The 26,349-nt window shown below is 72.1% G+C and carries 23 protein-coding genes; 12 read left to right on the forward strand and 11 right to left on the reverse strand.

Translation table 11 applies throughout. From position 1 onward, the window contains the following. Positions 1-49 precede the first annotated feature (49 nt). Positions 50-1,387, reverse strand: a complete 1,338-nt coding sequence (locus tag ACMXN5_RS35250; RefSeq protein WP_439678961.1) for an aspartate aminotransferase family protein — start codon at positions 1,385-1,387, stop codon at positions 50-52. 86 nt (positions 1,388-1,473) lie between these two features. Between ACMXN5_RS35250 and ACMXN5_RS35255 the strand changes: the two genes are divergently transcribed. The 3 genes from ACMXN5_RS35255 (at position 1,474) to ACMXN5_RS35265 (ending at position 3,525) form a co-directional block, all read left to right on the forward strand. Next, on the forward strand, positions 1,474-2,394 hold the full coding sequence (locus tag ACMXN5_RS35255) for a LysR substrate-binding domain-containing protein (protein WP_439678962.1): 921 nt from the start codon (positions 1,474-1,476) through the stop codon (positions 2,392-2,394). Positions 2,395-2,453: 59 nt separating this feature from the next. Further along, positions 2,454-2,909: a MarR family winged helix-turn-helix transcriptional regulator gene (locus ACMXN5_RS35260; protein ID WP_439678963.1), complete on the forward strand. Its 456-nt coding sequence runs from the start codon at positions 2,454-2,456 to the stop codon at positions 2,907-2,909. Between the two features lie 64 nt (positions 2,910-2,973). Next, positions 2,974-3,525 carry a permease-like cell division protein FtsX gene (locus tag ACMXN5_RS35265; protein ID WP_439678964.1) on the forward strand — a complete coding sequence of 184 codons (552 nt, stop codon included), beginning with the start codon at positions 2,974-2,976 and terminating at the stop codon, positions 3,523-3,525. Here ACMXN5_RS35265 and ACMXN5_RS35270 read toward each other — a convergent pair. Both ACMXN5_RS35270 and ACMXN5_RS35275 read right to left on the reverse strand, forming a co-directional pair. After that, entirely contained in the window at positions 3,495-3,791 is a 297-nt protein-coding gene (locus ACMXN5_RS35270; RefSeq protein ID WP_439678965.1) for a type II toxin-antitoxin system PemK/MazF family toxin, read from the reverse strand. The two genes, ACMXN5_RS35265 and ACMXN5_RS35270, sit on opposite strands and share 31 nt — an antisense overlap. Further along, positions 3,788-3,979: a toxin-antitoxin system HicB family antitoxin gene (locus tag ACMXN5_RS35275; protein WP_439678966.1), complete on the reverse strand. Its 192-nt coding sequence runs from the start codon at positions 3,977-3,979 to the stop codon at positions 3,788-3,790. The genes ACMXN5_RS35270 and ACMXN5_RS35275 overlap by 4 nt, the downstream gene beginning before the upstream one ends. Before the next feature lie 202 nt (positions 3,980-4,181). Between ACMXN5_RS35275 and ACMXN5_RS35280 the strand changes: the two genes are divergently transcribed. Further along, positions 4,182-4,655 carry an SRPBCC family protein gene (locus ACMXN5_RS35280; RefSeq protein WP_439678967.1) on the forward strand — a complete coding sequence of 158 codons (474 nt, stop codon included), beginning with the start codon at positions 4,182-4,184 and terminating at the stop codon, positions 4,653-4,655. 90 nt (positions 4,656-4,745) lie between these two features. On the opposite strand, the gene ACMXN5_RS35285 is transcribed toward ACMXN5_RS35280, so the two are convergent. Together ACMXN5_RS35285 and ACMXN5_RS35290 are read right to left on the reverse strand one after the other, a co-directional pair. Further along, positions 4,746-5,153 carry a hypothetical protein gene (locus ACMXN5_RS35285; protein WP_439678968.1) on the reverse strand — a complete coding sequence of 136 codons (408 nt, stop codon included), beginning with the start codon at positions 5,151-5,153 and terminating at the stop codon, positions 4,746-4,748. A 567-nt stretch (positions 5,154-5,720) separates the two neighbouring features. Next, complete coding sequence (locus tag ACMXN5_RS35290; RefSeq protein WP_439678969.1) at positions 5,721-6,692, reverse strand: universal stress protein; 972 nt, start codon at positions 6,690-6,692, stop codon at positions 5,721-5,723. Between the two features lie 304 nt (positions 6,693-6,996). On the opposite strand from ACMXN5_RS35290, the gene ACMXN5_RS35295 reads away from it, so the two are divergent. Further along, a complete protein-coding gene (locus ACMXN5_RS35295) occupies positions 6,997-8,319 on the forward strand; it encodes a phosphoribosyltransferase family protein (RefSeq protein ID WP_439678970.1) in 1,323 nt (440 codons plus the stop codon). A gap of 21 nt (positions 8,320-8,340) precedes the next feature. On the opposite strand, the gene ACMXN5_RS35300 is transcribed toward ACMXN5_RS35295, so the two are convergent. From ACMXN5_RS35300 to ACMXN5_RS35320, 5 genes are all read right to left on the reverse strand, one after another. Continuing rightward, positions 8,341-8,964, reverse strand: coding sequence for a dihydrofolate reductase family protein (locus tag ACMXN5_RS35300; protein WP_439678971.1), 624 nt, complete (start codon positions 8,962-8,964; stop codon positions 8,341-8,343). Further along, positions 8,961-9,806, reverse strand: a complete 846-nt coding sequence (locus ACMXN5_RS35305) for a metalloregulator ArsR/SmtB family transcription factor (RefSeq protein WP_439678972.1) — start codon at positions 9,804-9,806, stop codon at positions 8,961-8,963. Before ACMXN5_RS35305 ends, ACMXN5_RS35300 begins: the two co-directional genes overlap by 4 nt. A 77-nt stretch (positions 9,807-9,883) precedes the next feature. Beyond that, positions 9,884-10,702, reverse strand: coding sequence for a class I SAM-dependent methyltransferase (locus ACMXN5_RS35310; protein WP_439678973.1), 819 nt, complete (start codon positions 10,700-10,702; stop codon positions 9,884-9,886). 150 nt (positions 10,703-10,852) lie between these two features. Beyond that, positions 10,853-15,058 (reverse strand): MobF family relaxase, encoded by a 4,206-nt coding sequence (mobF, locus tag ACMXN5_RS35315; protein ID WP_439678974.1) that lies wholly within the window; start codon positions 15,056-15,058, stop codon positions 10,853-10,855. A gap of 365 nt (positions 15,059-15,423) precedes the next feature. Continuing rightward, complete coding sequence (locus ACMXN5_RS35320; protein WP_439678975.1) at positions 15,424-16,683, reverse strand: amidohydrolase; 1,260 nt, start codon at positions 16,681-16,683, stop codon at positions 15,424-15,426. 372 nt (positions 16,684-17,055) lie between these two features. Between ACMXN5_RS35320 and ACMXN5_RS35325 the strand changes: the two genes are divergently transcribed. From ACMXN5_RS35325 to ACMXN5_RS35345, 5 genes are all read left to right on the forward strand, one after another. Then, a complete protein-coding gene (locus ACMXN5_RS35325; protein ID WP_439678976.1) occupies positions 17,056-17,898 on the forward strand; it encodes a M20/M25/M40 family metallo-hydrolase in 843 nt (280 codons plus the stop codon). 136 nt (positions 17,899-18,034) lie between these two features. Then, complete coding sequence (locus ACMXN5_RS35330) at positions 18,035-18,319, forward strand: hypothetical protein (RefSeq protein ID WP_439678977.1); 285 nt, start codon at positions 18,035-18,037, stop codon at positions 18,317-18,319. Positions 18,320-18,837: 518 nt separating this feature from the next. After that, positions 18,838-19,251, forward strand: a complete 414-nt coding sequence (locus ACMXN5_RS35335; RefSeq protein ID WP_439678978.1) for a hypothetical protein — start codon at positions 18,838-18,840, stop codon at positions 19,249-19,251. Further along, positions 19,248-20,600, forward strand: coding sequence for a relaxase/mobilization nuclease domain-containing protein (locus tag ACMXN5_RS35340; protein WP_439678979.1), 1,353 nt, complete (start codon positions 19,248-19,250; stop codon positions 20,598-20,600). Before ACMXN5_RS35335 ends, ACMXN5_RS35340 begins: the two co-directional genes overlap by 4 nt. Positions 20,601-21,722: 1,122 nt before the next feature. Beyond that, positions 21,723-21,947: a hypothetical protein gene (locus tag ACMXN5_RS35345; protein WP_439678980.1), complete on the forward strand. Its 225-nt coding sequence runs from the start codon at positions 21,723-21,725 to the stop codon at positions 21,945-21,947. 131 nt (positions 21,948-22,078) lie between these two features. On the opposite strand, the gene ACMXN5_RS35350 is transcribed toward ACMXN5_RS35345, so the two are convergent. Further along, on the reverse strand, positions 22,079-23,293 hold the full coding sequence (locus tag ACMXN5_RS35350; RefSeq protein WP_439678981.1) for a carboxylate-amine ligase: 1,215 nt from the start codon (positions 23,291-23,293) through the stop codon (positions 22,079-22,081). Positions 23,294-23,868: 575 nt separating this feature from the next. On the opposite strand from ACMXN5_RS35350, the gene ACMXN5_RS35355 reads away from it, so the two are divergent. Next, positions 23,869-25,281, forward strand: a complete 1,413-nt coding sequence (locus tag ACMXN5_RS35355) for a vWA domain-containing protein (protein ID WP_439678982.1) — start codon at positions 23,869-23,871, stop codon at positions 25,279-25,281. Beyond that, a complete protein-coding gene (locus tag ACMXN5_RS35360; RefSeq protein WP_439678983.1) occupies positions 25,278-26,213 on the forward strand; it encodes a hypothetical protein in 936 nt (311 codons plus the stop codon). Before ACMXN5_RS35355 ends, ACMXN5_RS35360 begins: the two co-directional genes overlap by 4 nt. Positions 26,214-26,349: the final 136 nt, after the last annotated feature.

Genomic DNA, 26,349 nt, shown 5'->3' on the forward strand with positions numbered 1-26,349 from the left:
TCCTTCCGGAAGCCACCGCGCAGGCCCACCCGCCACAGGCCCCGCCCACCTACCGCACCCCCGCGCACACGTCGCCGATCGCCTCGTCCAGGATGCCCAGCCCGAGCGAGAGTTCGTCCTCGGTCGCGGTCAACGGCGGCGCGATCCGGAACACCCCGCCCATGCCCGGGAGTTGCACGATGTTCATGTGCAGCCCCAACTCCAGACAGCGCCGGGTGACCCGCGCGCCCAACTCGTCGGAGCCGTGCTTCGCGTCGTCCCGGTCGACGACCAGTTCGAGGCCGGCGAGCAGCCCGCGACCGCGGATGTCGCCGACCACCGGGTGACGCTCGGCGAGTTCGACCAGCCCCCGACGCAGGAACGCGCCGAGCGATCGGGCCCGTTCGTCCAGCCGATCCGCGATCAGCACGTCCAGCACGGTGTTGCCCACCGCCGCCGGCAGCGGGTCGGCGACGTGCGTGGTGAAGAACAGGAACCCCCGCTCGTGCGCCCGCTGTTCGATCTCCGCGCTGGTGACCACCGCGGCCAGCGGCAGCCCCGCGCCGAGCGTCTTGGACAGCGTGAGAATGTCCGGCACGACGCCGTCGCGCTCGAACGCGTACCAGTCCCCGGTGCGACACAGGCCGGTCTGCGCCTCGTCGAGGATCAGCAACATCCCGCGCTCCCGGCACTTGTCGCGCAGCGCCGCCAGATAGCCGACCGGCAACTCGATGATGCCGCCCGAGCTGAGGATCGGCTCCACCAGGCACGCGGCCAGACTGCCGGTCGACTGCGCGTCGATCAGGTCGAAAGCGAAGTGCAGCTGCCGCCGCCAGTCGAGCGCTCCGTCCGCCGCGACGAAGTCCGGCCGGTACACGTTCGGCACCGGAATGGCGAAGTTGCCGGGCGCGCCCGGCCCGTAGCCCTTGCGTCCCGCACTGTACGTCGCGGACGCGGCGGCCTGGGTCATCCCGTGCCAGGACCGCGCGAACGAGACGATCTCGTGCCGGCCGGTGACCAGCTTGGCCATCCGGATCGCCGCCTCGTTCGACTCGGCGCCGGTCGTCAGCAGCAACACCTTCTCCAACGGATCCGGCAGCGTCTCGGCCAGCCGCCGGGCGAGGTCGACCACCGGACGGCTGAGCATGCCGCTGTACAGGTGGTCCAGGGTCGCCACCTGCCGCCGCACCGTGCCCACGATCGCCGGATGCGCGTGACCCAGGATCGCGCTCATCTGCCCGGAGGTGAAGTCGAGGATGCGCCGGCCGTCGGCGGTGAACACGAAGCTCCCGGCGGCACGGTCGATGATCTCGCGCGTGAACTCGCCGCCGTAGCGCACGAGATGCCGCTCGGCGTCGGTCCAGAACGGGTCGGCGAAGGACGACGAGGAAGTGGTCGAAGCAGCCATGTCCCGACGGTAGATCGGGCCCGAAGCACACGTCCAGCGCACGATTGTGGCCTCGCTGTTCGGCTCTGCCGTACAACAATGGCCGGATGATGAACCCCTGGCGGCTGCGGCTGCTCAGCCAACTGCACACCCTCGGTACCGTCCGCGCGGTCGCCCAGGCGGCCAACCTGAGCCCGTCCAGCGTCTCCCAGCAGCTCGCCGTCCTGGAGGCCGAGACCCACACCCGCCTCCTGGAGCGCACCGGCCGCCGGGTACGGCTGACCTCGGCCGGGCTGATCCTCGCCCACCGCGCCCGAGCGATCCTCGACCACATGGACGGCGTCGAGGAGGAACTGCGCGGCTTCGCCGACGAACCGGCCGGACTGGTGCGCCTGGGCGCGTTCCAAAGCGCCATCCACTCCATGGCGGTGCCCGCGGTGACCCGGCTGGCCCGCGAACACCCGCGCCTGGACGTGCAGTTGCTGGAGCTGGAACCGCACGAGAGCATGCCGGCGCTGCGCGTCGGCGACGCGGACGTCATCATCACCACCACCGACTTCGACGAACTGCCGCTGGGCCCCGACCTCGACCTGGTCCCGCTGGGCACCGACCCGATCGTGCTGGTGGTCCCGCCCGGGCATCCCGCCGCCGGGCGCGGCACCGCGGACCTGGCGGCCTGCGCCGACGAGCCGTGGGCGTTCGACATGCCGCAGTCGTACATGGCCAACCTCGCGCTGCGCCTGTGCCGCCGCTCGGGCTTCGAGCCGCGGGTGGTGTGCCGGTTCAGCAACTACATGATGACGCTCCAGCACGTCGAGGCCGGATTGTCCATCGCGCTGCTGCCGGGCCTGGCGGTCGACCACCGCTATCGGGTGCTCACCCGCGAACTGGCCACCCCGCAGACCCGGACGATCACGGCCGCGATCCGCCGGGGCTCACCGCAACGCGCCGCGGTCCGGGCGGTGCTGGACGTACTCCGCGACCGCCCGCAAGCACCACCACCACCGCCGCCGCCGGGCCGCTCCTGACGCATGGATAATGTTATGCGCATAAGCAATCCGTCGAGGAGAGCCGAGAGAGAAGAGCCATGGACTTCGACCGGGCCGACGCCCTCAACCAGGCCATCCGCCTGCTGAGCCTGCGCCACCGGGCCAGGATCACCACCCTGCTCGCCCCGCTCGGCCTGCACCCCGGCCAGGAGGCACTGCTGCTCGAACTCGCCCGCAACGGCCCGATGATCCAGGGCCGACTCAGCGACGCCCTCGGCTGCGAGCCGCCCAGCGTCACCCTGATGACCCGCAAACTCGAAGCCGCCGGCCATATCCGCCGCACCCCTGCACCCACCGACAAACGCGCCTCCGTCGTCGAACTCACCGGCAGCGGCACGGACTTGGTCGAGCGGATCAAACAGGCATGGTGCACCCTGGCCGAGGAAACCGTGACCGGACTGCCCGAGCCGACCGTCGCCCAACTCCCCGACCTCCTCACCACCCTGACCACCAACGTCGACACCAGACGCACCCGCCGACCCCACGACGGATGACCCGGCACCACGAGACGCGCCAACTACGCTGAGTAGCCAAGACGTTCACCACTTGGGGACGAAGATGACCAAACACGTCACACCACGCACCGGCACCATCGCCGCGGGCTGCGCGGCCGCGCTGATGTCGCTCACCACCGTCGCCGGCTGCTCCGACGACGGCGGCGGGGCCGGCGCCCCGCAAACCCCCACCCGAGCCGGCGACAACCTGCCGCCGGGCGCCGACTACTGGGCCGGCAAGGCCGACCTCTCCGTGTTCCTGTGTCACGCCGGCGACCCCCGTACGGGCGGCTGCGCCACCGGCCCCGTCACCACCGCCCAGCGCGCCGACATCTCCACCACGCTCGAAGCCATGCCGCAGGTCCGGCAGGTGTACTACGAGGATCACCAGGAGGCGTGGGAACGGCTGCGCCTGCAAGGGACGAGCACCGCCCCGGCGATCGGCCCCGAACAGCTGCCCGACTCGTTCCGCGTCAAGCTCCGGGACCCCGGCACCGCCCCGACCGTGATCTCCGCGATCACCCCACACCCCGGCGTCGCGTCGACGACGCGATACTCCCCGACCGCCCCGGCCGGAGAACCCGGCTACAGGTCCAGCACCGCGCGCAACGCCTGATCGACCCGCTCCATCACCTCGCGGGCCACGGTGCCGACCAGCTTCGCGTCGTCGAACCCGGCGGTGCGCAACTGCTGGAGGTCGACCGCCACCGCGGTCGACGGCAGCGGCTGCTCGATCACCACGGACATCGCCGTGTCCGGGAAACGGCCCGCCGGTTGCAGCACGATCGCGAGCACCGCCGCATAGGCCTGTTCGAGACCGTCCAGCGAGACGACCAGGACATCGCGGCCGTCGCCCAACGTCCAGATCTCGCCACGCCTCACAGCCCGTCGCCCTCGCCGCACAACTCCTCGCCCAGACCCAGCGCGGCCAACTGCCGAGCGGCGTCCAGCACCGCCTGCCGGCGCGCGGCCCGCACGATATAGGCATTCAGCGACAGCCCCGCCGCCGCCGCGCCCGCCCGGATCGAGGCGTCGAGATCGTCGGGAATCCGCAACGTCATCACCGCCATGCCACCAACGTAGCAACCACACTCCGGTGGCGTCCTCCGGTGGCGGCGATTTCGCCCGACCGGACCTCGATCCTCCCCTCCCACCCCGCGCGCATCCCCCCACCCCACCCGCGCCCGTACCGCCGCACCGACATCGTTTGGGCGCGCGACCCCAGGGCAGGCCGCAGACATATCGTTCGTCCCACCGTGGGAGGTGACCGGTATGACCGCCGTGACCGAGTCGGTCGACGTGGACGTCCCGCTGCACACGGCGTATCTCCAGTGGACCCGCTTCGAGGAGTACCCGCAGTTCATGGACGGCGTCGAAGAGGTGGTCCGGCTCGACGCCCACCACCACTATTGGAAGACCTACACCGCGGGCGTGACCCGCGAATTCGGCACCGAAACCGAGGAACTCCCCGACGAACGCATCTCCTGGTGCACCGTGTCGGACGAACCCCGCCACCACGCGCTCGTGACCTTCCGCGAGGTCGACGCCGACCACACCACCATCGATGTCGTCACCGAAGTCGAACCCGAGGGCCTCACCGACACCACGGAGACCACCCCGCCCTTCACCGCGACCCGGGTCCGGCCGGACCTGCTGCGCTTCAAGGAACTCGTCGAGACCAAGGCCCTCGGCGAGATGCGCGACACCCCGAGTTCCACCGGCCGCAGCCGCATCCCCCCGGACTGACACCGCCCCACCGCGCGACGAACGACGAGGGACGAACGACGAGGCCGGCTCGACCATCCGCCGAGCCGGCCTCCTCACGCGCGACCACCCTCAAACGTTGCCCTCCGGCGGCTCCGGCGGCCGTTGCGGCGCGGGCGCCGTCGGCTCCCCACGCACATCCGCACGCTCGGTCCGCGCCGGATCCGCCTGCCACTCGTGCGCGGTCCGGTACCGGGCCAACCGGCCACCCCGGTCGTAATCCCCCACGCGGGCCGCGGAGTTGCGCCGCCGCGCCCGCATCCGCATCCCCGTCGCCACCATCGCCAGCGCCGCGCAGAACAACAGCGCCAGCGCCAGACCGGCCAGGAACGCCGCCAGTGTGTCGAGGGTGACCATGTCCGTGCCGAACATGCTCACCGTGTACTCGGGACCCCCGGAGGTGTTGTACGCGACGAGCAGGGCCGCGAATGCGACGCTCGCCGCCGCGATGAAGAGTCCGATGATGATCACGACGCTCACATCCGTTCCGCTCGGGATTGCGTGCGGCACCCCCACCCATCCACGCTACGCCCGTCTTCGGGCCCGCCCAACCCGTACCGGGCACGCTCGCATCGCGTCCCCGACCGGCCCCAGGCCGACCCGATCGCCGAGGTCACACGGGTTGCGGCTCGGGCTCCGGGCCCGGCTCCGGTTCGGGCGTGGGCCCCGGCCGCGGCGGCTCCGGCACGGGCCCCGGCACGGGCCCCGGGCCCGGGCTCGGCCAGGGCGTCGGCTGCGGCGGGCGGGTATCCGGGTCAACCGGCATGGGAATGGTCATCGCTCTGTCTCCCTCGCATCGCTCCCCGGGTCCGCCCCGGGGTCTTTCGGCGGCGTCCGTCCCCGCGACCTCCCGTCCGTCTCCCGCTCGGATCGCTCCCCGACGCGTCCCCGACGGCTCTCGCGCTCCGAGCACTCCTCCGCCCGCCTACCCGGATCCCGCACCGCGACGCGTCCACGACCCGTCCGTGATCCACCCGCGCCGCGCCGCCGGACTCCCCGCACCGGCGCGCGCCGGTTCCCGAACCCGTACGCGAGCCCGCCACGCGCTCACCCGAGGTCGCCGCCCTGCGGAACGATCACCAGCGGCCCGGGAGCGTGATGGATCAGCCCATTGGTGACCGAACCCAGCAGCATGCCGCGGAAACCGCCCATTCCCCGACTGCCCACCACCAGACACAACGCCTCCGCCGCCGCATCCGCCAACGCGCGCACCCGATGGCCCAGAATCGTCACCCGCTCCACCGACACGTCCGGATACTTCTCGCTCCACCCCGCCAACGTCTCGCCCAGCCGGATCAGCGCCTCCTCCACCTCTGCCTCGCTGCCGAACGCGGCCACCATGCTCGCCGTCGGCGGACGCACATGCACCGCCCGCAGGCCCGCGCCGCGCAACGAGGCGGTCTCGAAGGCGTACCCGACGGCCCGCTCGCACCCGGCCGACCCGTCGACGCCCACCACCACCGCCGGCGGCTCCCCGGTGATCGGCTCGGGCCCACGCACCACCGCCACCGGACACGGCGCGTGCGCACTCACCGGAACCGCGATGCTGCCCGTCGTCAACAACTCGGTCAACGCGGACAACCGGCGCGACCCGAGCACCAGCACACTCGCCTCACGCGCCTCCACCCGCAACACGTCCACCGGCCGCCCGTCCACCGCCGCCGTGGTCACCGCCACATCCGGTCTGCGCTTGGCCGCCACCACCCGCGCCTTGTCCAACAGCGCCTCGTCGGCCGCGCGCCGACGTTCGGCCCAACTGCGGCGCACCACGGGGACCTCGGCCTCGGGATACGTCTCGACCGACCAGTCGAAGACGTGCGCCCGATGCAGCCGGCCGTCGTGCTGGCTCGACTCCGCCGCGGCCTCCGCACCCGCCGGATCCGCCGGCCACTCCGACGCGTGGACCAGGCGCAGCGGCAGCGCGTGTCGGGCGGCCTCGTCGGCGGCCCAGGAGACGGCGAGCATGCCCGCCGCCGAGTTCTCGACTCCGACCACCACGGGCCGACGTCCGGTTGTCATGACAGCTCCCGGTCCTGGGAACCCCCCTCGATGGCGATGCTGTCCTTCCACTGTCCCTCGTCCGTCCGCCCTCTGTCTCGCGTGCGCGCGCCGTCGTCGCGACGACGGGCACTCGGTGCGCCGGGGTCGCAGAATCGAAGGAGCGGGACGAGCCGAGATCGGCGACCGCGATCACCCACCGCGCCCGCGCCGGAACCACCCGCGTCGGACCGGCGGGCGCCGATCGCCCGGGCCGCGTCCCCCGGAACCATCCCCCACGGCCCGAGCCCCGGCCTCTTCCCCGCGTTCGCACGGAGGAGGAACCATGCTCTTCACCGATCGAGTCGACGCGGGTCGACAACTCGCCGCCGGGCTGACCCACCTCGCCGGCGAGGACGTGCTCGTCCTGGGCCTGCCCCGAGGCGGGGTACCGGTCGCGGCGCAGGTGGCCGACGCCCTGCACGCGCCCCTGGACGTTTGTCTGGTGCGCAAACTCGGCGTGCCGTCCCACCCCGAACTGGGCATGGGCGCCATCGCCGAGGACGGGACGCGCGTACTCAACGACCACGTCGTGCGCAGCTCGCGCGTCTCCGCGACCACGCTGCGCGACATCGAGGAGCGCGAGCGGGCCCTGCTGGCCGAGCGCGCGCACCGCTACCGGGGCCGCCGACCGCCCCCCGAACTCGCCGACCGCACCGTCCTGATCGTCGACGACGGCATCGCCACCGGCTCCACCGCCCTCGCCGCCTGCCGCACCGTCCGGGCCCGCGGCGCCGCCCGCGTGATCCTCGCCGTACCCGTCGCGCCGTCCGGCTGGTCGGCGGGAGCGGACGCCGACGAACTGGTCTGCCTGCACAACCCCCTCGGCTTCATGGCGGTCGGACAGTTCTACTCGGACTTCTCCCAGACCACCGACGAGGAGGTCGTCGACTGCCTGGCCCGCGCCACCGCCCGGAACCCGACACCGGGCCCGTCCGGCGGGGCCGGCCCGACGGACGAGGACGTGGACCTGCCCGTCGGCGCCGTGCGCCTGCGCGGCCGGCTCACCCTCCCCGCCGGAGCCGACCGCATCGTCGTGTTCGCGCACGGCAGCGGCAGCAGCCGACACAGCCCCCGCAACCGCTTCGTGGCAGACGTCCTCAACCGCGCCGGCCTGGGCACCCTGCTCTTCGACCTGCTCACCGAAACCGAGGAACAGGCCCGAGGCAACGTCTTCGACATCGAACTCCTGGCCGCGCGCCTCGTCGCCGTCACCCACCGACTCCGCGAACGACCCGAGGCCCGAACGGCGAGCGTGGGCTACTTCGGCGCCAGTACCGGCGCCGCCGCCGCGCTGTGGGCCGCGGCCGACCTCGGCGACAGGGTGAGCGCCGTCGTCAGCCGCGGCGGCAGGCCCGACCTGGCCACACCCCGCCTGCCCGAGGTCACCGCCCGTACCCTGCTCATCGTCGGCGGCGACGACACGGGCGTCCTCGCCCTGAACGAACAGGCCCGCAACCGGCTGCGCTGCGAAAGCGAACTGGCGGTCGTGCCCCACGCCGGCCACCTCTTCGCCGAACCTGGCACCCTCGCCGCCGTCGCCGACCTGGCCCGAGCCTGGTTCACCGCCGACCCGCACCACCGCGCCCCGACACCGCCGGCGCCGTGACCGCGCCGGGTCGCTCCGGAGTCACCCGACGGACCCCGCGCGGACGCGGTCGTAGACGAGGCACAGCGTGCCGTGTTCGCCCGCGGATTGTGCCGTGAGCGTCCACTCGGTCGCCGGCAGGCCGTCCTCGAACAGGCGCGGGCCGCCGCCGAGGAAGACCGGGAACACGGTGAGCGCCAGGCGGTCGACCGCGTCCGCGGCCAGCAGCGCCTTGATCACACCGGCGCTGGCGAGCACGAGGATGTCGCCCCCCTCGGTCGCCTTGAGGTCGGCGGCCACCTCGGCGGTCGGCTTGTTCACGATCGTCGTCCGCTCCCAGGGAGCGGGCGCCTGGCCGAGAGTGGAGGAGAGCACGACCTTCTCGGTCCCGACGAGCCACTTCGCGAAGCCCTCGTCGCGCGGATCGACGCCCTCCGCGCCGATGATCGTGGGCCAAAAGCCCAGGAACCCCTCGGCGTTGACCCGCCCGAGCAGTGCCGTCGTGGCCGGCTCCCACAGGTGGGTGAGGTGGTCGCGGGCGACGTCGGTGAGCGCGTACGGCATCACCCAGCTCATGTCCTCGGGGGCGTCGGGGCGGGCGTAGCGGCCGTCGAGGGACAGGGCGATGTTGGTGACGATCCTGCGGCCGGCGGTCTGCGTGCTCATCGCGTGCTCCTGGTGTCGGGGGTGTGCGCGGCCGCGGCGAGGGTCGCCGCGAGCTTGTCGAGGCTTTGGCCGAAGCCGATCTCGATGCCGGCGATGAAGTCGGCCGACTCGACGGTGCTGTCGGTGATGTGCCATCGCACGTCGAGCCCGGTGCCGGCGCCGTCGGGGCGCAGGTCCAGCTCGACGTGGGAGGTGAAGGCGGGCCCGCCGTCGGGCAGCAGCGGCGAGAGCCGGTACGCGAGGTGCTCGCCGGGGCGTACCTCGTCGACGACGCCCTCCGCCCGGCCCACGACCGGGCCGCTGTCGTCGAGGTCCTCCGCGTCGCGATACTCCAGCACGACCCGCCCACCTGGTCGCGCCTCGAAGACCAACTCGGCGACCCGCAGATCGTCGGGCACCCACCAGCGACCGAGCAGAGCCGCCTCGGTCAGATACGGCCAGAGCACACCCGGCCGCGCCGGCAACGACCGGGCGAACCCGAACGAGCGGCCGTCGGCCCACCCCGCCTCCCCGGCGGCGAGCCGCTCCACCTCCAGGCCGCGCCCGTAGCGGTCGTGGGTCTCCCCCGGCCCGCCGACGCGCTCGGCCGAATCGGCGATCCGCCCGAGCGCGTCGGCCAGTTCCCGCAGCGGACCGGGCCGCAGCGCATAGATCCGACGCTGCCCGCTGCGCTGCGACGCGACGATCCCGGCCCGCTCCAACGTCTGGAGGTGCTTGGTCGTCTGCGGTTGCCGCGCCTCGGCCAACCGAGCCAACACCCCGACCGGCCGAGGCCGCTCCGCCAACAACACGACAAGCCGCAGGCGAGCCGGATCGGCCAGCGCGACAAGGAGTTCGTCCATGCCTCAAGTATTCACCAACACGAATATTCGTGTCAACGAATACTTTCGGAAGGCTTGCTCAGCCTTCAAAGAGCCTGTTATCGACCCGCTTTGCGGCAGAGGATTTCTCCGTGTTGCACCGAGAACCAGCCGTCCTCGCGACTGCCCCACTGCCGCCAGGCGTTCGAGACCGCGTGCAGTTCGTCGGGGGTCGCGTGGCCGCCGGCGACGGCGCGGTCCGCGTAGGCCGAGGCCAGGGTGCGGTCCGCCCACAGGCCGCTCCACCAGGCGCGTTCCGCCGAGTCGGCGAAGCACCATGTGCTCGACGTGGCGGTGATGTCGGGGTAACCGGCTTGCAGCGCCCAGGACTTGAGCCGCCGCCCCGCGTCCGGCGCGCCGCCGTTGGCGCGGGCCACCCGCAGGTACAGGTCCAGCCATTCGTCCATGCCGGGCACGGGCGGGAACCAGACCATCGCCGGATAGTCCGCGTCCCGGGCGGCGATGAACCCGCCCGGCTTGGTCACGCGGTACATCTCCCGCAGGGCCCGCACCGGGTCGCCCACGTGTTGCAGCACCTGGTGCGCGTGTACGACGCAGAACGTGTCGTCCGGGTAGTCCAGGGCGTGTACGTCGGCCACCGCGAACTCCACGTTGTCCAGCCCGCGTTCGGCGGCCGTGGCGCGCGCCCGGTCCAGGATGTCCGGCGCGTGGTCGACACCGGTGACCCCGCCGTCGGGGACCAGTGCCGCCAGGTCGGCCGTGATGGTGCCCGGCCCGCACCCGATGTCCAGGATCCTCATGTGCGGCTCGATCCGATCGAGCAGGTAGGCCGCCGAGTTGGCGGCGGTCCGCCAGGTGTGTGACCGCAGCACCGACTCGTGGTGCCCGTGCGTGTATACGGCGGATTCCTTCGACATGACGCCCCTCATCTCTCGCCTTCTCGCAGCCCGATTCACGCGTGTCCACGTCGCGAACCGATGCACCCCACCGTACGCCGGCATGTCGAATGATGAGACTCGAATCTCGGCATCCGGACACCAGGAGAGTCGACATCATCCGAACGCAGATCAGCCGGGGTCCCGTTCGACGCCGCGATCACGTGGCGCACGCCCGGCGGTGGAGTCCGGGCCGGGCAAGGCATCGACGACCGGCGGCTCCTGCGGATGGATCGCGACCACCGCGGTGAAGCCGGCGGCGGTCGGATCCGGCACCACCCGGCGACGGCCGTCGATGATCGCGCGGGCCCGGGCCGCACGCGCCGCGGCCTCTTCCAGGGACATCGGTTCGGCCGCCGCCCCGGACACATCACCCGCGGGTACCACCGGCCCCGTCTCCGGCCGCACCGGAGGCGGTGCACCAGGCGCGACCTCCTTCGGCTTCCGCCACCGCGACGCCGGCACCGGATCGAAACGCCCTCCGCCGAACCGGCGCAACCACGACGACCTCGCTCCGCCCGACGCCGCAGCGACCCGCTCGCGGCGGTCGAGTTCCACACGGGCCGCACGCGCCTGCTCGCGAGCCTCGGCCGTATGCGTGTACCAGGCGGCACGCGTGGCGTGGATCGACTCCAGCACACGCGCCTCGGACTCGGCGACGGCGTACCGGGACTCGGCCGACTCGGCCGCACGCTTCGCGGCCGCCGACTCCTCCGGCGACACCGCGGTCCACGAACGCATCAACGCCTCCGCCCGCGCCCGACGCCAACGCGCCTGCTCCCCCGCACTCGCCCGCAGCCGGTCCGTCACATGCGGCGGAGCCCACCGCTCCTCCCGCTCGTACCGATCCAGACAACGCTGGAGCTCGGCCGTCGACGCAACGGCGAACCGATGCGTCTCACCGGTCGCACCCAAGGCTTCGGCGGCACGATCCCACGCGTGCCGCGCATCCACCGCATCCACCGCCGGAGCCGGCCCGATGGCATCACCCCGATGCGTATACCCGTACGCCTCCCGATAGTTCGCCACCAGTCCCGCCCGACGCACCCACTCCTCCCGCGCCCCGGGATCCACCGGCACCGCACCCAACCGCTCGACCAGCCATCCCGGCGGCGAGTCCGCCGCTTGATGCCCCAGTTCGACCACACGCCGATCCATCGCCGCGGCCAACTCCCGCAGATGCACACCGACCGCGTCCGACTCCGACACCGACGGAGAACGAGCCGCATATCCGGACCTGGCCCCGGACAACCCCCGCCCGCCCGTCGCCTCCGCCACCCGCGCCAACTCCCGTTCCACCCGCCAATGCAGCACCTCCGCCACACTGTCCGCGTCCGCCAACCGCCGCTCCCGGATGACCCTTCGCAACATGCCGTGAGCGTCGTACCCCGCGTCCTCCACCCGCCGCATCAACCGCGTCAGCGCGCCGAACGCCGCCTCCTCCTCGACCCGATCCCCACCCTCCGCACCCAGTTCCGCCCGCACCACATCCAGGCAACCCGCCGCGGCGCGCTGCTCCATCAGATCGCTCCACACCGGCACCCGAGTCCGCAGGGACTCCGCGTCGGCGAACGCCTCCCGCAACGCCTCGGTCGCCGAACGTTGCGCCTCGGTACGCCCGAGCACCGCCGCGAACACCCCCCGCGGATGCGCCGCCTCCCCACCACTCGCGGCCAGGTACACGTGATTGGCCAGCCGGGCCCGGGTCAGCGCCACATACAACTGCTCACGCGTCATGCCCGTGGTGACCAGCGCATGCGCCGCGTCGACCGTACGCCCCTGAACCGCGTGCACCGTCCCGGCATAGGCCAGCTCGACATGGTCACGCACATACCGCGCCGGCACCCGAAGGGTCTCCCCATCCTCGTACGCCACGGTCAAACCACCGTCCCCGTGCCGGGCCAACACCCGAACCACATCCCGGTTCGTCGCCCAGTGCCCCCGCCCCGAACTCGTCAACGACGGGTCGTTGCGCCGAAGTTGCACCCGATCCCCACGCCCGGCCACGTTCCCGTCCGCCAGCGCCACACCCTCGTGCTCCACCCTCCCGAGCCGCACCAGATGCGCCCGCGCCCGCCCCGACAACTCGGCCGCCGACTCCCGCGTCGGCACCACCAACAGCGCGTCCACACCCGAGAGATGGTCCGCCAACCAAGCCCGATAGGCCGCGTCCTTCATCTCCTCGACGCCACCGCCGTGCGCCCGACCGCGCAGGTCGTACTCGGCGAAGACCTCCGCATCCCCCTCGCGCAAACGCAGACTGGCCGCACGCTCCCACCCGTCCCGAAACCGGCGCACCTCCTCCAGAACATGCGCATGCGGCAGATCACGCGCCAGCAGACCGAACATGCCGCCCGCGCCGATCTCGGCCGTCTGCCCGTGATCACCCGCCAAAACCACCTTCGCCCCCGCGTCGGCCGCCAGCGACAAGATGCTCGCCAAGTCCGCCGTCGAACACGTCCCCGCCTCGTCCACGATGACCAACTCGCCCGCGTGAAACGAGTACAACTCACGATCCGGCACCGACTCACCGGCGGCGATCGCCGCGTTCGCGATCAGGAACCGCCGCACGTTGGCCACGCGCGAAACCCCCTCGTCGGCCATCACCCGCGCCTGCCGCTGCCCGACCGCCAAACCCTTGACCGTCCCGCCGCCCGCCTCCCACAGCGCGCACAAGCCCGCGATCGTGTACGACTTGCCCGTCCCGGCCGGGCCCACCAGGACGTCGACGAAACGCCCGGCCGTGGCCAAGTCCCGCACCGCCGCCGCCTGATCCGACCCGAGCGCCCCACCCGCCAGGAACCCCTCCACCAACTCGGTCCGCACACAGGGCGCCTGCCGCCGAGCGGCGTAGGCGATGATGCTCGCCTCGACATCCAACTGCTCGATCGTCGTATAGAGCGTCGCCTCCGGCCGCGCGTACCGCGACGCCCCGTCCGACAACGACAGCGCCGCCGGCACCCCCGCGGCCGGATCAGGCGCCGCGAGCCGCACCACCGTCGCACCACCGGACCCCGCAGCCGGGGACAACGCCCGCGCCACCAACTCGTCCAGCAACCCCCGAATACCATCCGGCGACAAACCGCCCAACCCGTCCGGCAGTTGCCGATTCAACTCGGCCACCAACTCGGCCCGCCGAAAGGTGGGCCGGGTCAACGTCAGTTGGCCGATCGCCTTCGCGACCACCCGGTCCGGGTCGAACGCCGGCTCCGACACCGGCTCCGCACCGGCGTCGAGCACCCGACGCGCCACTCCCGCCAACGACTCGCGCAACGTGGAGGTGACCACGCGCTCCCACCGCGCCAGCAGTTCCTCACGCGGCACCGCGTGCTTCTTCTTCGGGGCCCGAGTGTGCAACGTCGCGGTCTGCGCGAGACACGTCAACTCGTAGGCCGACGGCGACCGTCCGTGCACCGCCCGATACAGCGCCACCATCTCCTCGACCTTCGCCGAGATCGCCCGCCGCCGCGAGGAGAACCGCTCACGCAACTCCGCGCCCACCCCTACGATTTCCCGGGCCCGACCATCCGGCCGCAACGCGAACCGCACACCCAGCGCCCGGGTCAACGCCTCCTCCGCCACCCGCTCCGCGAGAGCCGCCGCCGCGGGACGCTGGGCGTACACCGCCCGCCCGTCCAGAGTTCGCCAACGTTCGATCCGCTGCCCCGTATACGGATGCACCTCCACGGACCGCACCCGATTGAGCACCGCGCAGTGCACATGCAACTGCGGCTCCTCATCACGCGAGGTGTGCTGCCGGAAAGCCGCCACCGTCCACTCGTGCGCGTCCACCCGCCGCACCCCGTTGTGCCCCGCCCGAGAAAAACCGGCGTGCTCCTGCAGATGATCGATCCCGGCCCGAACCCCCGCCATCCACGCGTCCCAAACCGCCTGGGCCTCCTCGTATCGCCCGTCCGCCTGCAGCGCCGCATGGAACACCGACCAACTCTTCGGAGCCGAGAAGGTCAGGTCGAGATACTTCACCGCCCGAACCTGGGTCGCCTGCACCCGAGCGACGACGGCCGCCCGCTCCTCCGGCGTCGCCTCGTCCGGCAACGCGGCGAGCGCGTCGGCGAGGCGCTGCTCCACCGTCCGATACCTGCGCGGCGCCGCGCCCAAGGCGGCACCGCTCACCGGGTCGACAAGGTCCCCATAGAGCCTTTCCATGACCTCGGCATCGACCTCACCACGCAGCCCGAACGCCGCGGCCCCCGCCCCCAACCACACCCCGGGCGGCTCCCCCGCGACCTCGATCGCCTTCAGGTAGTAGTGCTCCGCACCGCGCCCGACCTGATCGGTGAGGTATCGATGATCGCTGCCCGCCGAGATCGTCAGCACGCACAGAGGGTAACCACGAACCCCAACTACCGGAAGGGGCAGGCAAGATGCATAGGTGTGCGATTTTCGAGCCTTTACCCTCCGTACCCCGACGGCAGGTGACCCCCACCCACGCGACCCGGCGCAAGCCGGCACGACGGCGCCGCCCGACGCGGCCCGGAACCGGCGGCGCCGGGCCTACACTGGGCGGTGGTCGCTCGTGGGAGCCACCGGCAGGGGTCGGCGATTTTGCCCAGCCGAGGCCGGTCACGGCCTCGGCCACGGACTTCGGTCCGAGTCGCCGACCCCGTCCCCGCCGGCCGCCGGTCGGGCCGGGAGCTCGCGGCGGGCACCGGGCCGCGCCGCGAACCCCCGGGATCGAAGGGTCAGTCGGTCGTGAGGTCGACCATCGAGGCGGTCGCCATCCGGGTCAGGTACGCGGCGCCGACGCCGATCGCCTCCTCGTCCACGTCGAAGTCGCCCTCGTGGAGGTGGGCGGCCGACTCGGGGTCGACCCCGCGGGACCGCACGCCGAGCCGAACGAGGTTGCCCGGCACGCCCGGCATGTCCGGGACCCCGGGGACGTTGCTGACGCCCTTCAGGTACCAGGCGCCGTCCTCACCGCCCTGGCTCTGCTCCGTGTCGACCACCGCCTCCTCGCCGAACAGGTCGACGATCGCCTCGCGCGACCGGTAGCCGAGGCTGTTCACGACGGGCGGCATCCGGTGGAGCATCTGCGTCCACGTGACACCGCTGCCGCTCGCGAGCTTGGCGGCCTCGACGTGTTCGGCGAAGATCGCCCCGATCCGCTCCCACGCCTCGGGGTCGGCCGTGCGCATCGTGCCGCCCAACTCGCCGCGCGGGTCGATGATGTTGCGCGCGTGACCGGTGTGGATCACCGGGGTGCTGATCACCACGCCGTCGCGGGGGGCGAACCGACCCGGGATGGCCAGCAGCGAGTTCGCCATCCGGATCAGCGCGGCGGGCACGTTCGCGGTCAGGTGGGGTCGGGCGCCGTGGCCGCCCTTGCCCTCGGCGTGGAAGTGGAACGTGTCCGTCCCCGACGTGATCGGCCCGTCCAGGACCCCGATCCGGCCGACCTCCTTGGTCGGGTCGCAGTGCAGCATGTGGAGGGACTCGACCTCCCCGTCGCCGAGCAGCCCGTCCCGCATGGCGACCAGCGCGCCACCGGGCTGGACCTCCTCGGCGGGCTGGAACACCAGCCGGACGGGCCGGGTCAGCAGGTTCTGCTCCCGGAACCGGGCCAGAGTGAGCGCGGCCCCCAGGAGTGCGGTGGTGTGTACGTCGTGGCCGCAGGCGTGCGTCTTGCCGTCCACGGTCGAGCGGTACGGGACGTCCTTGAGGTCGTGGACCGGAAGGGCGTCGATGTCGGCGCGCAGCGCGACGGTGCGACGCGCCGCCGCCGAGGCGGTGGTCGGAGCAATGTCGCAGATGAGTCCGGTCCCGCAGGAGAGGACGCGGGGGGCGAGTCCGGCCTCGCGCAGGCGCTCGACCAGCTTTTCGGTGGTGCGGGTCTCCTCGAAGGCCACCTCGGGGTGCATGTGCAGGTCGCGGCGGAAGGCGATCAGCTCGGGGGTGAACCCGTCGATGTCGCGGATGATTCGGAGTGCCGAGGGCTTGGTCACGGGTGGTGCTCCTTGGTGTGGGATGTCCGGCGAGCTCGGGGCGGGCTTTGCCAACCCGTCCGGCGCTCGTAAGGGCTCGGGAGATGGGCGGAGGGGTTCCGCCGCGCGGTGTGGGACTCGGTGATCGGTGGGCCGCGCGCCCGGCCGGTGACTCCCTTTTTGGAGCCGGGCAGGCTCCGCCAGATCGCGCGTCGGGTGTGGTGTCCAGACATCTTTTTCGTCTGGACACCACACCCGAGGTGTGATCTCCTCCGGTGCCCGGCCAAGAAGGGAGCGCCGGTCGGGTGTGTGGCCCATCGGGCGCCGAGGCCCATGCCGCGCGGCCCACCCGCGACCCTCGGCCCATCTCCCGAGCCCGCCCGAACACCGGTCGTGGGCACTGCCGCCCCGAGCTCGCCGGACATCCCCTCGGCGAGCGGCGCCACCCGCGACGGGGCCCGCGGCGCGCCGAATCATCCACGAGATCGACACGCTCACCCCGAGCCGATCGCCTTCCGCCGCGACCTGTGCATGCGCGCCGAGCCGGACTTCGAGGAGGCACGCGCCGCCGAAAAGCTGGTCGAGCGCCTGCGCGAGGCCGGACTCGCCCCCCGCGTCCGTACCCGAGGAACCGCACTCGTCCGCGACATCGCTCCGACCACCGCCTCGGCGGCGGCGCGTCGCACCGTCGCGCTGCGCGCCGACGTCGACGCCCTTCCGGTCCACGGCCGCGCACGTCCCGTACCGCTCGACCGTGGATGGCACCGGGCGCATGCCTGCGGTCACGACGTACACACCACCGCACTCCCGGCGGCGGCGCTCGCTCCGGCCCGGTTCCGGGAGCAGGACCAGCTGACCCGGGCGGTCCGGCCGGTGTTCCGAGGCGATCGCGGGGGTGCGGCCCGGTGGTGCGTCGGTCGCCATGCGGGACGGGTGCTCGGCGGCGGGGAGGTCGAGTCCGTCCGCGTGCCGCACCGCGACCCGACCAAGCAGGTCGGCCGGATCGGGGCCATGGGCGGGGCGGTCGCGTCGGGGACGGACACGTTCCACTTCCACCCGGGGGCAGGCGGGCTCGGTGCCCGACCCCACCCGACCGCGAACGTGCCCGCCGCGCTGATCCGGATGGCTAACGCGCTGCTGGCCACCCCGGGTCGGTTCGCCCCCCGCACCGGGGTGGTGATCACCGCTCCGGTGATCCACACCGGCCACGCGCGACATCATCGACCCGCCCGGTGAGTTGGGCGGCACGACGCGCACGGCCGACCCCGAGGCGTGGGAGCGGATCGGGACGATCTTCGCCGGACATGCCGAAGCCGCCGAGCTCGCGAGCGGCGGCGGTGTCACGTGGACGCAGACGCGGACACTCCACCGGATGCCGCCCGTCGTGAACACCCTCGGCGGTGGGTCGCGCGAGGCGACCGGCCGCGTGTTCGGCGCGGAGGCGGGGGTCGGCGCGGAACAGAACCGGCCGGTGCGGACCGCGCCTGGTGCCCGAAGGGCGGCGGGGGCGTTCCCGGGGTCCCGGACATGCCGGGCGTGCCGGGCAACCCCCCGGTTCGGCGTCCGGTCCATCGGCGTCGACGCCGAGCCGTACTCCCGCCTCCACGAGGGCGGATTCGGCGTGGACGAGGACACGGGGTCCGTCGACGCCGGGTAGTACCCGACCCGGATGGCAACCGGACACCGGCATCACGGCCAACGGGCCCACCGAACCCGGGGGTTCGCGGCGCGGCCCCCGCGCACCCGCGGCGAACCCCGGCCCGACCGGCGACCGGGCACGGGCGCGGAGCGCACGTGTCTCACCCGACGGCCGGCCGCGCTGCGGGCGGGCATCCGGTGCGCGGCACCGGCCGTTCGGAGGCGCGCGGCGCCCCGGGCAACCCCGGCCCGGCCGGGCTCCTTCGCATCGTGATGCACCGGTGTGTCGTCCCGGCGCCGCGAAGCAGAGCCGGGACCGGGACCCCACCACCCTGCCCACCCGCTCACGACCCGAGCCGGCCGCAAACGACCCCGACGTTGCCAACCAACCGTGCAATAACGAAAGTTCATCGAAAGAAATCAGGTTACCTCGCGCACTATCTTGCTTCCGCGCCTTCCCTTCCCTCCTCACTCCCCGGATACTGGCTCCTCGAACACACATCCCTCGCCCCACCGGTCGCGACCAGGGAGCCCCGAATGCCCACCGATCAGGACCTCCCCGGCGCGCCGAGCCCAAGCGGCGACGGGCCCACTCGGGCCCGGCTTCCTCGTGAGCCGGGCGGACGGCGGCGGGTGACCAAGGTGCTGATGACCGAGGCCGAATACACCTTCGTGAGCGCCAAGGCCGCCGCACAGGGGGTGAGCGTCCCCAGACTCCTGGTGGAATCCGCCGCCAACGACGCGCCCACCGCCACCGAACGACGCGCGTTCTACGCCGAACTCCTGGCCGTACGCCGGCAATTGGCGCACATCTCAGACGCTTTGGCGCGCATCGGCGACGGCCCCTCCGGCTCCACCGGCCACGACCCGGCCACCCTCACGAACCTCACCACCCGGCTCGCCGCGTCACTGGACCGCCTCGACTCCACCGGCACCGGACCCGCCGCGTGATCGCCAAGATCTCCGGCGCCGCCGAGCGCCACGACGACATGGCCCAACTCGTCACCTACCTGTTCGGCCCCGGCCGATCGAACGAGCACGTGGACCCGCACCCGATAGCCGCCGCGGCCGGACTGGACCTCGACCTCGACCCGATGTCACTGGCCGCCCAACTCGACGCTCCCAGGCGGCTGTTCAGTACCGTTGTCAAACACGGATCGGTTTGGACCGCCGCGCTTTCCACCGGCCCCGACGACCGACGGCTCACCGACGCCGAATGGGCGGACGCGGCCCGAACCCTCGTCGACCGCCTGGGCTTCGGTGACGATTCCGGCAGGGCCCCCTGCCGCTGGGTCGCCGTGCGCCACGGGGTATCCAAGCGGGGTAACGACCACATCCACATCGCCGTCGGCCTGGTCCGCGAGGACGGCACCCGCGCCGATCTCTGGCGGGACCGGGTCATCGCGTCCGCCGTCTGCGCCGACCTCGAACAGCGCTTCCGGCTGACTCCCGTCGAGGGCAGGCGCGACGGACTGGGGCATCCCGGCTACAACCGTGCGAACGCCGAATGCGCCATCCGCCGAGGTCGTCCCGAGCCCGAACAGGTCACCCTGGCACGTCACATGCGCGCCGCGGCGGTCAGTGCCCGCGATGAACAGGACTTCCTGCGCCGTCTCGCGGCGTACGGCCTGATCGTGCGACCACGCCGTGCCGAGTCGCGTGAAACCGTCGGCTTGTCGGTCGCCCTCCCCTCACCCGACGGAACCCCCGCCATCCGCTACGGAGGCCGCCGGCTCGGCGCGGACCTGACCCTCCCCCGACTCCGCCGGCAGTGGCCCGACCGACCGGACGCCGACTCCGTCCCGAGCCCCGATCCCCACGCGGACACGAACCCGCGCCCGGCTCCGGTCCCCACCTGGACCCGGGCCGCGTCCGAGGTGGCCCGCGCTCGCCGCCGAATCCGCACCGGATCCCCCCACCGGCCCGCCCTCTGGGCCTGCCTCGCCCGCGAAACCGCCGGCGTCCTGGCCGCCTGGTCCCTCCGCGACGAACCCGGCCGGCCCGGCCCGATGGCCCGAGCCGCCGACGTTCTGGCGCGAAGTGCCGTACATCCCGGACCCGTTCCCCGATCGGCCGAAGCCGACCTGCGCTCGGCCGCGTTGGCCGTCACGGGCGCACCCGCGACCTCGCCCCGGGCCCGCGCCGATCAGGCGCGCCTCCTCCGGGAACTGCGCCTCACCATCGAAGCCCTACGCACCGCGGAGTCAACCCGCCGGCCGTCCCAGGCCGCGCAACTGGGCGCTCTCGAACCGGAGTTGCGGCGCCTCGAACACCGCCTCCGCTCCCCGTCCCTCGCGTGAACGGGCTATCCGCGCGTCACGTCCTTTCGACCCCGCACCCCGGAGGCTTACCGTCGGGCCTACGCGCATGCGACGAAAGGCTGCTCGGTGTCACAAGGACTCAATCCCTGGCTCGGTCCGTCCGCATCGGGTGGTCCGGGAAACAGCGGCAACCGTTCCCGTCGGGGTGTAATCAATCGCATTCGCGCGGCTCGCGCCCAACGGCGTACCGCCCGCATTTCGCGGATGCGCCGAGCCGCCGCAGGCCGGGGCCCGGCCCGCCAGAATGCCCGCTACGCCCCCCGTCGACGCCCGTTGCGCAGAGCGGCCAGAGTCGCGACGGCCCGTGCCAGGCAATCCGCCAAAAAGTATACCAACAGCACCATTTCCGCCGCCAAGGCGACCGGGCGGACCGTCGCCCGTCAAGGGACGGCCGCATACATCAACTCCCGCAGCGCCCTCACCCGAGGCACCAACACCGCCAAGCGATACACAAACGCAGCCATCTCCGCCGCCAAGGCGACCGGGCGGACCGTCGCCCGTCAAGGGACGGCCGCATACATCAACTCCCGCAGCGCCCTCACCCGAGGCACCAACACCGCCAAGCGATACACAAACGCAGCCATCTCCGCCGCCAAGGCGACCGGGCGGACCGTCGCCCGTCAAGGGACGGCCGCATACATCAACTCCCGCAGCGCCCTCACCCGAGGCACCAACACCGCCAAGCGATACACAAACGCAGCCATCTCCGCCGCCAAGATCCGGGGCGAACAGAAGTTGGCGACTGCGGCCAGAAATGCCGGAACCGCGTACCGGGGCAGCCGTCGCCTCGTCGCCTCCGTCCCCGCATATCTGAGGAACCGCATGGAGCAGGTCGCGCGGGGCACCTGGGGCGCGGTGATCGGCACGGCCAGAGGTCTGGGCATGGCTTATCGCGTCGGTCGCGACATCGGCCGAAGTACCCGCAACGGGATGCGCTCGCTCGGCGGGTCGGCTCGTGCGGCCGTGGCAGCCATAGGCAAACGCAGGGCTGCGGCGGCCTCGCTCAAACGTCGCACGGCTGCGCAGCAGGGGCGCAACGCGGCCTCGGGCCGCGCGGGTGCGTCCCGTCCGCAAAGTCCCGCTCCCCAGTCCGCCCCCCGGATGAGCCCGACGAGAACGACCGCGAGTCCCGGCAGTCGGATGCCCGATCGTCTGCGTCAGGCCTCCCGGCCGGTCGCCCAAGCACGCAAGGCCGGCAAGAGTCAATCCCGCGCTGCCGCCGGCGCGTCCGCCTCGCACAACGCCCGGCTGCGGCGCGTCGCCGGCGCGAGCCAGGACGCGGCCCGCCAGCGGCAGCGGGAACAGGGCCGCGGACTGGAGCGCTAGGAAATTCCGATCTTGACGGAAACGTCGAAGCGGCCGGGGCGATGCCCCGGCCGCTTCGACGTTTCCGTCCACCACATCACAAAACCCATACGAAAAACGGGTGCACGGCAATCCGTGCACCCGTTCCCTCATCAGGCAACCAGAGTGGGTGTATCGCTCACCCGCTCCACACTTTCCACGCTCGAATGCGCTTCCTCCGCCTCTCCCGTCCCGCCGGAAGGCTTCTTCCGCGCGGCGGCACCCGTACTCGCACCGGGCATCTCCCCGAACGCCACCGTCTGCGCCCGCAACAATTCCACCGCCGCCCTCGGCGACGGATCGGCCGTGCGAAGCTGCTGTGCGGCGCTGCTGCCGGCATCCAACATGCGCTTGGTCACCGCGCGTACGAAGGCAAAGTCCCCCGCCGCGACCAGATCCGGCATCAGGTTCTCGATCAATGTCCAGATCACCGTGCGCGCGGAGTCGCCGGCCATCGTCGTCGGATCGATCAACTGTCCTTCCAGACCCGAACGCGCGGCCCGCCAGGTCGCGGCGCGCAACCACGCCGGTGAATGTTGCGGGGCTCGATCCCCGGCCTCGACGGCTCGGATCGCGCGGTGCACCAAAGCGCGGAAGAGCACGGCGATGAGTACGGAGGTGTCCACGTCCGGACAGGCGTCGCAGATGCGCATCTCGATCGTCGGCACATGCGAGGACAGCCGCAAGTCCTGGTAGTGCATGCCGATATCGAGGATCACGCCGGAGCGCACCATGCCTTCCAACATGGCGTCGTACTCCCGCGCCGAGGCGAAGCCGTCGGCCGGCCCCGCCGACGGCCAGCGCTGCCAGAGCATGTTGCGCCAACTGGCATATCCGGTGTCGGCGCCGAGCCAGTAGGGGGAGCTGGCCGACAGCGCGAGGAGGGTGGGCAGATGCGGGGAGATCCAGGCCATCGCCCGCGCGGCCACGTCACGGTCCTCGATCCCTACGTGGACGTGCATCCCACAGATCACCTGCTCGTCCGCCACCTGGGCGTAGTCGCGTTTGATCGAGGCGTAGCGGTCGCCCGGGGCCTGCGGTGAGTCCGCCAGGTCCATCAGCGGCGCGGTGCCCGACGCGATCACCGCCACACCGATCTTGTCGGCGGCGCCGGCCAGCAGACTGCGAGAGCCGATCAGGTCGGCACGCAAGTCGGCCAACTCGCGGTGCGGTTGGCTGTTGGTCTCGATGGACGCTTCCTTGGCCTCACCCGTGAAACCGGCCTTCGGGAGCTCGGCGAGCAACTCCGTACCCGCCGGGCTCAGCCTCCCCGTCCGACGGTCGACAATGTGAAACTCTTCTTCGACACCCACAGTCCGAATCGACATGCGTCCCCTTGAATGTGTCTTGTGTACGGTGGCCGGTGCCGGACCACCGGGACCGCCCGGATCACCGGACCTCCCGGAGCGTCGGCCGCACGTGTTGCGCCCCCGCGTGTGCTCCGTCGGCCGGATCCACATGGCCTCGGGACTGTCCCGTGCCCTCGACGGTCGGGGTTTCCCCGAGGTCGAGCGAAGTCGGCGCAGCCGCAGGCCTGCCGCCGAAGCGGCGGAAATCCGTTGGCTTGCAAGGCCGTTGGACAAGACTGCGACTTGGTGACCGTGCTGCCAAGACCCGCTGGGTCCAAGAAGTCTTACGCTGAGCAACGGCGCTTCTGGGCCTGTGATCGGGAACCGAACCCGGCACCGAAGCCGATACGACGCTGGGCCCACCCAACACCAGCCTCGCCCTCGGCGCCACCCCGTCGCCGTCCGCCACCGGCAGGGCGCCGTTGCGCCACCGCCTCCCCGCTCGCGCGATCCGGCTGTTCGCCACGTTCTTCGGCCCCCGGGTCGGGCCGGACCACGATCGGTGCGGCGACTCCGATGGGCCTTCCCTCTTGGCATCGGAGGTTCCGGCTCCCATGATCGTCTCTGTGATCCGATACCTACGCACTTGCTCGGCCGTGACGCTGGGCGCGATGTCCCTCGCGCTGTGCGGGTCCGCTTCCGTGGCGGCGGCCGATCCGAGGCCGCAGGGCGCGCCGGAGCCGGCCAGGGTGGAGTTGGTGCTCGACCTGTCCGGCTCGATGAAGCAGAACGACGCCGGTGGCGGGCAGACGCGGTTGGAGGCCGCCAAGCAGGCGGTGAACCGGATCATCGACGCGGCTCCGTCAACCGCCCGGGTCGGCGTCCGCGTGTACGGATCGACCTATGCCGGTACGGACAAGGTCCAGGGGTGTGCGGACACTCGGCTCCTGGTACCGGTCGAAGAGCTGACCACGGGCGCCAAGGTCGCGGCCCGGCAGCGGGTGGCCGAGTTGACCGCGGTCGGATTCACCCCGATCGGCAACGCCTTGCGTGCAGCCTCGAACGACCTCGGGACGCAGGGCGAGCGGCGTGTGATCCTCGTGTCGGACGGCGAGGACACCTGCGCGCCGCCGCAACCGTGCGAGGTGGCGAAGGAGTTGACCGCGAACGGTACCCGCTTGACGGTGGACGCGGTGGGGTTCAACGTCTCCGGGGCGGCCCGCGACCAGCTCAAATGCATCACCACCGCGGGCGGCGGGGCCTACGCCGACGCGAAGGACACCGACTCGCTGGTGGCGAACATGTCCAGCCTCTTCCGCCGGGCCGCGACCCCGTACAAGGCGTCTGGACGGCCCGTACAGGGCGCGACGACCGGTTGCCCGGACGCACCGATGGTCGAGGACGGCCAGTATCTCGACACGTTCGTCACCAGCCGGGACCTCTGGTATCGGATCCGTAAGAACCCGGACGAGGACCTGGCTATCGGCGCCACCGCCATCTTCACCGAGCGCATGCGCCACGAGGACGGCCGGGAGAACTCGGCGTTCCTGACCCATCTGTTCATCCGCTCGGGTCCGCCGGACCTGCCGCAGAGCTGGATTCTGAGCGAGGGTGTGGCCCTGGAGGCGAACAACATCGTCACCACCGGCGCGACCGGCGGCACACACAGCACCGCCAAGGCGCCGGACGGCATCGGATGTCTGCGCATCTCGCACAACGCCGAGGTCGACCCCCAACGCGGAATCCTGCTCGAACTTCTGATCAGCCATCCGAAGCGGGCGGACGCCACACGGCCCGGCGGCGAGCCCGACCCGGCCCCCACGCCCACCGCCGCCGACACGAACGCCGGGGGTCCCTCCGGAGCCACCGACTCCGACTCCCGTGCTCCGGTACCCGCCCGCGCGACCGGCGCCGACGACGGTCCCGGCACCACGACCACCGTCGCCCTCATCGCCACCGCGTTCCTGCTCGGCGGCGCTCTGGGCTCATTCGTGGCCGGCACCTCGCGCCGTCGGAGCCGACCGTGAGCCGTTTCCCGGGCAGCCGCCGCGCAGCCGCCTCCACCGCCGCCGCCCTCGCCGCCGTCACGACCGTGATCTCGCCGATCGCCCTGCCCGGCTCGGCGGCCGGCGCCGAACCCCCCGCGGCGACCGATGCCGCCGGCGGCTATTCGTTCAACGGCGCGGGCACACTCTTCTCCGGCGTGCATCGGGAGAGCCTGGTCGTGGGCGACTTCCTGTTCTGGCGTGTGCAGGTGCAGGCGGGCCAGAAGTTGTCGGTCAAGGGTTCCGTCGACATTCCGGCCGACTTCCCGCACAAGCAGGGCCCGCGCTTCATCGTCAACCTCTACAACCCGCTGCGCGAGGCCATTCCCAACACCGACGCCCCGCCGAACCAACTCCGGCCCGGCGCCTCGCATCTGGAGGTGTCCTCGGGCGCGTGGACCGTGGGAGACGGCAAGAAGTACGAGAACTTCGACGGGACCAAGGGCTCGTTCAAGGAGTTCAAGGACGATCACTACGCACTGCGCGGGCCGTACTACATCCAGGTCTCGATCTCGGGTGCCCAGGGACCCCAACGCGGTGTCGTCGTCCCGATCACGCTCGAGGTGTCCGTGGAGGGCACTCCCATCCGGCGCCCGGACCAGCCGATCGACCCCGAGAACGACACACGGGCGCGAACGCAAGCGCCGGCGCCCACCCGGAGCCCGTCGGGCGCCGCTGCCGGGTCCGCGCGCGAAACGGCCGGGACCCCCGGCGGCGACACGTCGTCCACGGCCACCGACTGGGGTGTCCCGGTCGGCGGGACCGTGGCCGCGTTCCTGGTCGCCACCGCCGGGGGCTACGCGCTGCGGCGCCGGTCCGCCGCGCCCGCCCCGGCGCCCGTCTCGCCGTGGAGTGCCCACACGAGGCCGGCCGTGCCCCCGCGGCCGCCCGACGCCCCGCCCGAGGCGGATTGAACCACACCGAACATCCGGGCTACCGGAGGATTTACCCATACGTGGTAACCACCCCGTCCTTTTGCCCCCGCCGGGCTCGCGGCGACGATGGGCTCCGTTGTTCCGGACGCCGATCGAACGGGTCCGAAGCGGCAGG

Source organism: Embleya australiensis (genome assembly GCF_051903075.1).
GTDB lineage: Bacteria > Actinomycetota > Actinomycetes > Streptomycetales > Streptomycetaceae > Embleya.